This is a genomic window from Nostoc sp. (assembly GCF_041747015.1).
In the GTDB taxonomy this organism is placed as follows: Bacteria; Cyanobacteriota; Cyanobacteriia; order Cyanobacteriales; family Nostocaceae; genus Nostoc.
This window is the reverse complement of record NZ_JBGTFY010000059.1, coordinates 1-8,605: the sequence shown is the minus strand read 5'-3', so window position 1 is coordinate 8,605 and position 8,605 is coordinate 1. Positions and strand designations below refer to the sequence as shown.

Sequence of the window (8,605 nt, the reverse complement as noted above, 5' to 3'; positions counted from 1 at the left end):
GTGGCGCACTAAATATAACTCAACAGCATCAACATTTACCGATACAGGCTTTCAAAGCACTTGGGAATCCAGTCGCTACCAAAAAAGCTCCAAAGGTCTGATTACTAACTTTACTGGTGGTGAACATGGTTTATCTTTGGGCAAGGGTTCAGCAGAATCTCAAGCCCAAATACTTTTACCACAATTAAATCAGATTTTCCCCGGAATCAAAAATGTGCGTCAAGGTCAAGCTATGCGCGCCTATTGGCCTGAAGAACAGTATACGCGAGGCTCCTATGCTTGCTATTTAGTCGGACAATGGACGAGCATAGCTGGAGCTGAACAAAAACGTGTAGGCAATCTATTTTTTGCTGGCGAACATTGCTCCCTATCCTACCAAGGGTATATGGAAGGTGGCTGTAGAACAGGTGAAGTTGCAGCCCGGAGAATCCTCAAAGATTTAGGTTGGCCAGATACCGCTACTCAACAGCAACAGCCAATTACTACCAATCAACTACATCACTATCGCAAAATTCCAAGGCAACAGCGTTTTTCTGACGACTTGACCAAAGAGTAAAGTGCGGCCTTGCTGAACTCTTACTCTCTGCGCCTCTGCGCGGCAGTCGCTACAACGGGGGGGAACACCCGCAACGCGCTGCCTTGCCTCTGCGTGATACAAATCCATATTTCCCCTCAGTAACGCCCAATTTTCAAATGAGTTAGAAGCCAGAATATTATTACTTCTGGCTCCTAAATCTCCAAGTCAGAGCCTCTTGTACAAAATCAATAACTTTTTCTTAAAACAAATCCAAATCTGTCACAGCACCAATACTACTAGAAGATACCAACTTGGCATATTTCGCCAACACGCCTTTAGTGTAACGTGGTGCGGGAGGTTGCCAATTAGCACGACGACGAGCTAATTCTGACTCAGATACATTTAACTGCAATAGCCGCGCGGGTGCGTCAATGGTAATACTATCACCTTCTTGTACAAGAGCGATCGCACCCCCAACTGCCGCTTCTGGTGCAACATGACCAACTACCCTGCCGTAAGTACCGCCAGAAAACCGCCCGTCGGTAATTAATCCCACAGCAGCACCCAACCCAGCGCCGATAATTGCCGAGGTGGGAGCTAACATTTCCCGCATTCCAGGGCCGCCCTTAGGCCCTTCGTAGCGGATGACCAGAATATCACCAGCTTGAATCTTACCCGCCAAAATTGCATCTAAAGAGGCTTCTTCCGATTCAAATACCCGTGCCGGCCCAGTAATTACTGGCTTTTTAACCCCGGTAATTTTAGCTACAGCCCCCTCTATTGCCAGATTGCCTCTGAGGATAGCTAAGTGTCCTTGGGGATACATCGGGTTATTCCAAGTCCGAATCACATCTTGGTTGGCAGAGGGTTCTTCTGGTATATCTACTAATATCTCTGCAATTGTTTGACCGCTAATGGTAAGACTATCTCCATGTAGTAAATCATGCACAAGCAGCATTTTCATGACTTGGGGAATACCGCCAGCTTTATGTAAGTCTGTAGCTACATACTTACCACTTGGTTTTAAATCACACAACACAGGGACACGGGCACGGATAGTTTCAAAGTCGTCCAAAGTCAACTCTACATCAGCGGCACGAGCGATCGCTAAAAAATGCAACACCGCATTTGTCGAACCACCCACCGCCATTACCACAGAAATGGCATTCTCTATAGATTTGCGGGTGATAATTTGCCGGGGTAAGATTTGTTTGCGAATTGCTTCGACTAAAACAAATGCCGATTTTTCTGTACTGTCGGCTTTTTCAGCATCTTCGGCTGCCATTGTCGAAGAATAGGGTAAACTCATCCCCAGCGCTTCAAATGCTGAAGACATGGTGTTAGCCGTGAACATCCCACCACAAGAACCCGCACCCGGACAAGCCCGATTTTCAACTTCTAATAATTCCTTTTCGTCAATTTTCCCAGCACTGTATTGACCAACAGCTTCAAAAGAACTAACAACAGTTAAATCGCGTCCGTTGTAGTGACCGGGTTTAATTGTGCCACCATAAACAAAGATAGCAGGGATATTCATCCGCGCGATCGCCAGCATTGCCCCGGGCATATTTTTATCACAACCGCCAATAGCTAGCACACCATCCATGCTTTGCCCAGTACAGGCGGTTTCAATGGAGTCAGCAATGACTTCCCGCGACACTAGGGAATATTTCATCCCTTCAGTTCCCATCGAAATCCCATCACTAATAGTAATCGTGCCGAACACTTGCGGCATTGCCCCGGCGGATTTAATACTAACTTCTGCCCTTTGTGCCAGTACATTTATCCCCATATTACAGGGAGTGATCGTACTATAGCCATTGGCAATGCCGACAATGGCTTTATTGAAATCTTCATCTTTAAAACCAACTGCCCGCAGCATAGCTCGATTTGGCGATCGCTGCGCCCCTTGTGTCACAATTTGGCTTCTCAAATTCTCTGACATCTTTTTTCCTTGGGTGCCATCATCGCTTGTATTGCGATTGTATTATCTGATTTTCTCATGTATAGGCGGTGCGATCGTTTTCACAACTCAAATAGGATTGCTATATTAAGCAGACGGCTCTAAAATCCACGCAGCCTCAAAAAAATCACGCTCACAAAACATCGCATAACGGTAGGTTGAATGCACAACAGAATTGGTGGTAGCATAATTGTCAACCAAATTTTCTAATTGTTGTGCTAATGGTTGAAAGTCTGTGCTGCTGTAAGTCCGAATCCAGTCTGCATATTGATGATCAGGAATACCATTATCAGCTAACTGTTCTCCCAAAAAGGCATAGAGACGCATACAGGGAGACATCGCCGCAGCCGTTAAACCGACATCTCCAGTCCAAGCAGTTGCTAACAAAAAGTCAGTATAGCGGCGGGTAGCAGATGCAGGTTCCACAGAATGCAAATTGACTCCCCACTGGGAAGCATAGCCACTATGCAGTTGCAGTTCTTCTAAAACTCCACTAGCTAAGTTATGAAATGTGGTGAAACCTAACCAGTCTGGTGCTTTAGCTGCGGCGATACTGTATGCACGGGCAAAAGCTTCCAAAAAAAAAGCATCTTGCCCTACGTAGTAAGCAAACTTTGCCTGCTCAAGAGTACCATCGCCAATGCCTTGAACGAAAGGATGATCTAGGCAAGCTTTAGCTAAATCTTGATTTGCTGCCCACAATTCATTGGATAAAGTCATTATTAATCATTAGTCATTAGTCATTAGTTATTATCCCTTTTGTTCTTGCAACTCTCCCGTCAGATCATGTCTGCTTAATTAATTACTTATTAAACCCGAAGAACCCCACCCCGCCGGCGGGGAGAGGTTGGGGGTGGGGTTCTTTTATTATGGGTAATCTGGCGGACATGATATCAGAACTCAGCACTTAAAAAGGTAGAAACTGGAGCAAGACTGAGCCAAGACTTCCTAAAAAGTCAACGAAACTAGGTTTACCAGTGCTTATTTTCTCATTTACGGGTGTTTGTAGTTCTATAATAAAAGCCTGGGCTGTTTGCGTTCCAGGGGTGTTGTTTTGGGATGTAAACAATTTTTCAGCAACTTGGGCATCTTGGAATGCACTTTGTCTATCCAACATTTGGTAGCGGGCGACACCACGAGCTAAATAAGCACCTGCATATTCTGGTTTAATAGCGATCGCTTGATTAAAATAACTAATTGCTTGCTGTTGGTTGCCTTTTTGGGCTTCTGCTACACCCCAAGCGTAGAAATCTTCTGGTGAAGCAATTTGTGATGGTATGCCAACTGCACCTTGGAAGTTAGTGCCATTTAGGTAAGCACCAGTTAATTCTGCATTTGTTAGATATGTATTTCTCAAATCAGCACCCGCCAAATTTGCGCCACTAAATTTAGCTTCGCTCAGGTTGACACCAAATAAACTAGCGCCGCTTAAGTTTGCACCGCGCAAATCTGCGCCGCTTAAGTTTGCCCGGCTGAGGTTAGCACCTGTAAGATTAGCACCGCTCAAATTGGCTCCAGATAAATCAGCCATTACTAAACCCGCACTGGTTAAATCACAGTTTTGACATTGTTTAGTTGCTAATAACTGTCTAACGTGTTCAGAATTTGCTGCTTGTACGGTTGTTGTCAAGCTGATTGTAGTTAAAAATGCGGCTGTAGCTAGAATGTATGTCTTCATATTTGCGTAATATTTGTTACTCAATATTCAACATCGACTGATAGAGATTTATACATCAGCCTATGATATGAGCAATCTGAACAGTTTGTCCTCTGTAGTTGGCTAAATTATATCTATCAATCAAATAGGGCAGCACATTTACATTTGTGCTACCCTAGTATATTAATCGAATTTAAAACAGTTATAGTTTACCCAGGTAGATTTATACCTGTAACAGCGATCGCACCAGCGATCGCACTAGCTGCAAGGGAAGTTAATGCTGTCCCCAATAACCACCAAGCCGCATTTGCAACGGTTTTTTTGGTTTCTTGGGCTTGCTTTTTAGCTTGGTGTTGGATCGCTTTCAAGCGTTTTTGGGTTTCTTTCTGGATGCGTTCAGCTCGTTGCAGTACGCCATCTCGCGCCGCTTCTATTTGGTTGATAATCCGGTTAGCATCCGCCTCCGAAATATCGTCACGAGAACTGATCACAGCAACTAAGGTATCACGATCAAATTCAGTGAGGCGATCGCGCAACGCTTCAAATCCAGCTTGTGGATCGTCGAACACTTTCGCAAAGTCTTGCTTAATCCCCTCATAGTTAAGTTCTGAACGATCCAGCGAGTTTAGATAATTGCGAACATTACCAAAAACTCCATCAAGCACTGATTGCACCCTCTGCTGAATCTGGTGGAATTGTTCAACTATCGAACTGCGAACCGAGTCGATTTGATCCACAATCCGGTTCGCTTCCTCTTCTGAGATATCCTCCCGTTGAGATAGCAGCGCTACAATTGTTGAACGATCAAATTTGGAGGCGCGATCGCTTAGATTTCCAATTCCAGCGCGGGGAGAAGATAGCAGCAATTGCAAATCGCGTTTGATTCCTTCCGGGTTGAGTTCTTCTTTATTAGTATTTTGCAGGTATTTTTCAAGATTGGCTTCAAAATCTAAAGCTACTTGAGTGGTACGCTTGGCTAAACGTCGTGGCGCTCTCACAATATCACCAATCGCATCTTGAGCACGATCAATGATCTGATTAACCTGCTCTTGGCTCAAATCTCCCCGCTGACTCACAAGTTTAACCAAGGTTTCGCGATCAACCTGAGACAAGCGATCGCGCAATGCTAAGGCACCCGCTTTAGGATCATCGAGCAATTTTTCCAAATCGCTCCTAATACCTTCTGGATTAAGTTCTTCCAAGTTAGTATTGCGGAGATATTCGGCGATCGCTTTTGTCGTTTTTTCGTACTGTTCTTTGGCTTGCTGCGGTACTTGCAAAATATTATCTCGGACGGATTGCAGCTGATCGAGAGTTTGGTTTATCTGTTCTTCGCTCAAATCTTGACGTTGACTGAGCAATTGTACCAGTGTATCGCGGTCAAATTGCGATAAGCGCGATCGCAAAAGGCTAATTCCGGCTTGCGGATCGTCTAACAAAACTTTAAACTCACGTTTGATGCTTTCGGGATTGAGTTCGTCTTTGTTAGTATTCCGCAGATAGTCTTCTACTCTTTGACGCAGTTCATCGGCTTTGGCTTTTGCTTGTTCTTGCAAATCTCTGGCACGATTCAAGATATTATCGCGGTTCTGTTCGAGTTGACTAACAATATTATTAGCTTCTTCTTCGTTAATATCTTGACGCTGTTGGAGCAATTGTACAAAAGTGTCGCGGTTCAATTGCCCGAAGCGGCTACTTAAATCTTCAAACCCGGCTTCTGGATCTTCCACCAACTTGGTAAAATCCCGTTCAATACCTTCAGGGTTAAGTTCTTCTTTCCCAGTTGAACGCAGATAATCTTCGATGCGGCTACGGAAATCTTGATCTTTTTCTTGTCCTTGAGCCTGTTTTACAGTTTCTAAAACTTCCGAGCGATCGCTTTCCATTTGTTCGGAAATTTCTTTCACCCTGGCTTCACTAATATCACCCCGTTGCTTCAGCAAGTTGGAGAAATATTCTTGATTGAGTTCTTCTAACTCCCGTCTCACATTTGTCGGATCTGCATTCACATCATAGATTACTTCTTTAAATTCATCTCTTAGCGTAATTCGGTTAAAGTGCCAAGGAAACGAATTCAATATATAGTCTTCTACATCTGACTTAATCGTGTTTTCGGGCGATAAAGGCAATCTTGTAGCCACTTGCTCAGTTGCTTGCTCTCTAAACTTTTTGAGTTGTTCTGTGATTTGATCGACATCTACATCTTGAACTTTCTCTTTCAGCTTTTGCAACTGAGTTGTAATTTTGTTTACATCTATATTGGAAAGGTTTACACTATCCAGCACTACTGGTACAGCCGCGCTCAAGCCAAATCGAATAGCTTGGTTCATCATACCATTGCTTTGCTTACTATTACCGCCTCCCACTGTAACCAGTTGTTGAAGCCGTTCACCTAATTGCTCCGAATTCAGTTCTTCGGGAGTAGCAGACTTAAGCAAATTAATGACTTGTTCTGTGGGATTTTTGCGATTCAAAGCTTGTTGCCAAGCACCTTGGAATTGATCAGTAATGCCATTGATATCTTCTTTAGATAAATCTGTGCGATCGCCGATCAAATCAAGAAATGTTTGGCGATTAATGTTTTTCAATAAATCGCTGTTAGCAACAGATTGCAAATCTGTATCTTTAAGAAGCTGGTCAAATTGACTCCGAATTTCTGTGATATCCAGCTTTGGCAATTGCAGAGAACCTAAGGAACTTTGGAGAGTATTTCTAATCCCTTCAGGATCAAAACCTGAAGTAAATTCTCGCCGAACTGCGGCTGTAATATCCTCAGCAGTAGAAACTAACTGTTTTTTCGCAGCATTAGCACCAATGCCAGCGGTTGCTGTACCCATCAGACCTTGAAAACCAGAAGTGACAGTACTAGCGATAGAACCAATTAAAGAACCAACTGCCGATGAACCAAACCAAATTACCAGTGAGAAATAGCTAGACCAGATGACTACACCGATAATTGCTCCGAGAAATGCACTTTCAATTAAGCTAAGTTTTACCGCTAAAAAACAAGCAATAAATAATGCAATGCTAACGGTTATCAACGCCCAAGCACCAACTTTTGTTTGAACTTGACGAATTGTACTACCCAAACTTTCATCATCAGAATCTGAGTCAATTTCCCAAGATGAGATTCCGACAGCGACTGAAAAGTTGGTCAATAATAATTGAAAGGCAAATGCCATTAAGACTCCAGCCAGCAATGCCACTAAGAATTTAGGCCCTGAAAAAAGAAGTGATGCTTCTTCTGGAGTTAGTACTTCCTCAGCTAAAGTTATCGGCGCTAATCCAAAAGGCAACCAGTTACATCCCCAAAGAGTTAAAACACCTTGAAACATAGGATTCTCTCACTTGCACTTAAATACCTATTTATCAGTTTAATTATCAGCTATATAAGCTGACACTTTCTTAGGTAATAACTTTGTTTGCCAAAAGTCGTATTTTACAAAAAATAAACATTCGTATTACTTTTTAACAAAAGAAAATAAATAATCTGCGTAGTAATTTTGAACCTAATGATTTAGAAAAAATTTTGATAAATAAAAATAGTTAATATCTAATGTTTTTATAAAATATTAGATATTAACTTTATAGATAAAAGCACCTATGTCTAATGATAGAGATAAAAATTCTCCCAATCGATTGATGAAAAAATAATCTAAATATGCCTTAATAAGGGCTATTAGGAGCTATAAATTAGTGAATAATTAATTTCTGTGAGGAGGAAAAATAATGGTTGTAGGTGTACATAAACGTGGTGTCGGTGTATTCTCTAATCGCCGAGATATTGAAAAAGCGCTACATGAATTGAAAAACAGCGGCTTTGACATGGATAGAGTCTCTGTGATTACAGAGGATGGAGACAAAGATGATATTGCTGGCGCTGAAGTACGCGATCGCGTCGGTGATAAATCTGATGAAGGCGCTAAAGTGGGAGCAGCTACAGGCGGCGCTTTGGGCGGATTGACTGGTTTATTAGTCGGTCTTGGAACTTTGGCAATTCCTGGAATCGGGCCAATTATGCTAGCTGGAGCCGCAGCGACAACCCTGGCTACCACCCTCGCTGGAGCAAGTATTGGTGCAGTAGCTGGTAGTTTGCTTGGTGCATTGGTTGGTTTAGGAATTCCTGAAGAACGAGCCAGAGTTTACGACGATCGCGTGAAGCGAGGACACTATTTAGTCATCATAGATGGCACAGATACAGAAATAGCTAAAGCACAAGAAATTCTAAATCGTCAGGGTGTGGAAGAGTTTGGCATTTACGACCGCCCAGATACTGATAATGTTACTCCATCTGCCACTGGTTATGTCGCTCCAACTTCAACTGCGACTCGTAGTGGTGTAGCTAGACGGGCAATTGGGGTGTTTTCTCATCGTCGAGATGCAGAAGGCGCACTTACAGAATTACGAGATGCAGGTTTCCCCTTAAGTACAGTCTCGATCATAGCCAAAGATACAGACGGTCAAGGGA

Annotated in this window: 5 protein-coding genes and 1 pseudogene; 2 read left to right on the top strand and 4 right to left on the bottom strand. The window is 43.0% G+C overall.

The genetic code is table 11. The annotated features are described in order from the left end of the window. On the top strand, positions 1-556 hold a 556-nt coding region (locus ACEW80_RS04515), incomplete at its 5' end, for a flavin monoamine oxidase family protein (protein ID WP_373525441.1). Positions 557-776: 220 nt separating this feature from the next. Here the strand turns inward: ACEW80_RS04515 and ilvD are convergent. The 4 genes from ilvD to ACEW80_RS04495 all read right to left on the bottom strand — a co-directional run bounded on the left by ilvD (position 777) and on the right by ACEW80_RS04495 (position 7,472). Then, positions 777-2,462, bottom strand: a complete 1,686-nt coding sequence (gene ilvD, locus ACEW80_RS04510; RefSeq protein ID WP_373525440.1) for a dihydroxy-acid dehydratase — start codon at positions 2,460-2,462, stop codon at positions 777-779. 105 nt (positions 2,463-2,567) lie between these two features. Beyond that, on the bottom strand, positions 2,568-3,200 hold the full coding sequence (locus ACEW80_RS04505) for a TenA family protein (protein ID WP_373525439.1): 633 nt from the start codon (positions 3,198-3,200) through the stop codon (positions 2,568-2,570). Between the two features lie 187 nt (positions 3,201-3,387). Continuing rightward, positions 3,388-4,158: a pentapeptide repeat-containing protein gene (locus ACEW80_RS04500; RefSeq protein WP_373525438.1), complete on the bottom strand. Its 771-nt coding sequence runs from the start codon at positions 4,156-4,158 to the stop codon at positions 3,388-3,390. Between the two features lie 188 nt (positions 4,159-4,346). Then, complete coding sequence (locus ACEW80_RS04495; RefSeq protein WP_373525437.1) at positions 4,347-7,472, bottom strand: MFS transporter; 3,126 nt, start codon at positions 7,470-7,472, stop codon at positions 4,347-4,349. A gap of 394 nt (positions 7,473-7,866) precedes the next feature. Between ACEW80_RS04495 and ACEW80_RS04490 the strand changes: the two are divergent. After that, positions 7,867-8,605: pseudogene (locus ACEW80_RS04490) on the top strand (histidine kinase); the annotation flags it as partial.